The sequence below is a fragment of the Porphyromonas sp. HMSC077F02 genome (genome assembly GCF_001815465.1).
Lineage (GTDB): Bacteria > Bacteroidota > Bacteroidia > Bacteroidales > Porphyromonadaceae > Porphyromonas_A > Porphyromonas_A somerae.
Genome location: NZ_KV820673.1, coordinates 1 through 2,439, shown reverse-complemented (window position 1 = coordinate 2,439; position 2,439 = coordinate 1). Strand labels below are relative to the sequence as shown.

The 2,439-nt window shown below is 46.3% G+C and carries 1 protein-coding gene; it reads right to left on the bottom strand.

The window, feature by feature from the left end; translation table 11 throughout:
• Positions 1–725: 725 nt before the first annotated feature.
• Positions 726–2,439 (bottom strand): TonB-dependent receptor domain-containing protein (locus HMPREF3027_RS05335; protein WP_168165879.1); only part of this gene is annotated, 1,714 nt, incomplete at its 5' end.

Below are 2,439 nucleotides of genomic sequence, written 5' to 3'. Positions count from 1 at the left end.
TCTAGGTCTGACCCCTCAGCCGGGGTCAAGGAGGCGGTGAATATGCTCTTGCACACAGGTCGGAGGGGCGTTAGCCTAGAACGACCTGTGCCTATTTAAGAGGGACCTCTACCGAGATCCTTACTCCACTATCTTGTATATGGTCATTCGCACAACTATCTTTTCTAATGCGTAACCCCTAGGCTACAAATCGCCATTCTGTAATATCCGCTTTTTGAAGTGCCTATCGGCAAAGACGGACGTTTAGGTGATTGTAATGGACTTCTTCCAAGGTCCTTCCGATAAATTCCGAGCTTATGATAGTCGTTTTTAGGCGATTTGTAACTATCTGATATACAATATGCTATAAAAGCGAAAGTTTAGTTGCAACTAAGCGATCGCCGAGATGCAACTAAGCAAACGGCGAGATGCAACTAAACTTTTGCCCTGCTACAGTTAGGGTTGAACTTCCATACGTGAAAGTGTATATGCGGGGGTTGCACATTAGAAAAATCAACTTAAGATACTTTCCGTACAGGTATTCCTTGTACTAGACAAGCAGGTAAGGACCTCGGAGAGGTCCGATTTGTCGTAGCCCCCTGTCGGAGGAGCGTTAGCCCCGAACGACTGGGGGTTTATAGGTGACACGTATATATTCGACCCCTTGCGGGTCGGACTACCGATTCTAGGATTAAAGAATGGTTCGTCCAACACGCAAGGGGTCGTGGGGTGGGGGTGGTTGCTTACTACATTCTGTCGATGACGGATCCGAGGGCACCCTTACCTTGGTACTTTTGCTTAGTTGCATTGAAGCGGTAGGCGATGGTAAATGTTACTCTTGGCATCACCCTTTGCGTGGTGGTCAACTCTGTGTACTTAGTTACCAACCTTACTTTCATAGGTGAAAAGGGGAGGTTATTGAGCGAAAAAGTTGTGGTGAGGGCATTATCCTTTAGCCACCGTTTGGAGATTTCCATATTGAGAAATGCTTGAGCACCAATTATCTCAAGATTGTCTTGACTTCCACCGGTAGGTAGGTAGTTTAGATTGGCAGTAATGGTCAGCTCCTTGGGCAGGGTGAATTGATTTTGCCAATTGAGGTATACGAAGGGTTTACGATTGGTGATGGTCTCCTCAAAGTGCTGGAGGTTGTATCCAATCAACTTCAAAGCACCTACCGTGAAGGTGGGCTGCCACCACTTCACCCGAGGACTAAGGACTAAGGCTCCTACCAATCTGCTGTAGGGATCAGCATTGATATGCTTCAGAACGGTCTTGTGTTGTAGATACTTATTAGGATCGGAGGGATCCTTCATTCGCTGCGTTTCTTGCGTTAGAGAATTGACTTTGTACTCGTGCGTAAGCATCAGTGTCACCCAGCTCTTATTGAGCATCAGCTGAGTAGTATAGGAGAGTCCTGGCTTGAGGTTGGGGTCACCCACCTGATATTCATATTCGGATAAATACTGATAGCCTGGCTGTAGTCTCCAGAAGTTCGGCCGATTGATCTGGCTTCTAAAGGATAGCTGTGTATTGACTCCCCACAGTTGTCCACCAAAGGAGAGGGTAGGGAATAGGTTGGTCTTGATATAATCCTTGATCTCTATTGCCTGATTATCGTAGCGGTTGCGTACATGCTCCATACGTAGACCTGCTGTGAGCATAAACTTTTGGGCGATGGCATGGCTATACTCGGCATAAAGCACATAGGTTTGCTCCTTGAGAGTGCTATTGAGGTCGGGGAGTTTGAGCTCTGGGTCACTATAGTTGAAGAAACTATTATTGGCCCACGAGTATCCACCCCCTACATTCAGCGAACCGCCCCAGAGAGGTCCATCGATATCTAGTCTAGCGCCAGCAGATTGGTACTTATCTCCGCTCCTTCCTTTCAACGCCTTTAATTCGTATGCCTCGGTGTAGCCTCTCTTTGTTGTAGTTGCCTTTTCAGACTTTGTACTTTCGTAGTAGTCTATATCTATCTGCGTTTTCCATTGGCCTATTTTACGCAAATAGTAGAGGCTTGGGCGGTGTGCATATCTCCAAGGCTTTGATTCTTCTGTAAAGCTATACAAGGGTTTATTCTGCTGTAGCGAACTGATGAGTTTACCTTCACTAGTTGAAAAATCGTTATCAGCACTCAATCGATATTGTACTCCAGCACTTTGCAGGTCGTCGGAATAATTGACACCGAATGTAAAGTTGTGGTCGTTCCCCCAAAACTTTGAAACCATACTTGTGGTATTAGTCCACTTGTCTTGCCCGATTTTGCCAATAAATGTGGCATCGTCGGTGATATTGATTCCTCTCCAATTGCCATTCCAGCTGTTAACAAAGAAATCCCAATTATCCTTGCGATAGTTGAAAGAGAAGTAGGTGCCATAGTCCATTTTACACCCCTTGACCTTTGATGGTCTAACTTCAAGGTATCCGCTGAGTCCCGAGCCGGGTTCGCGGCGGGTG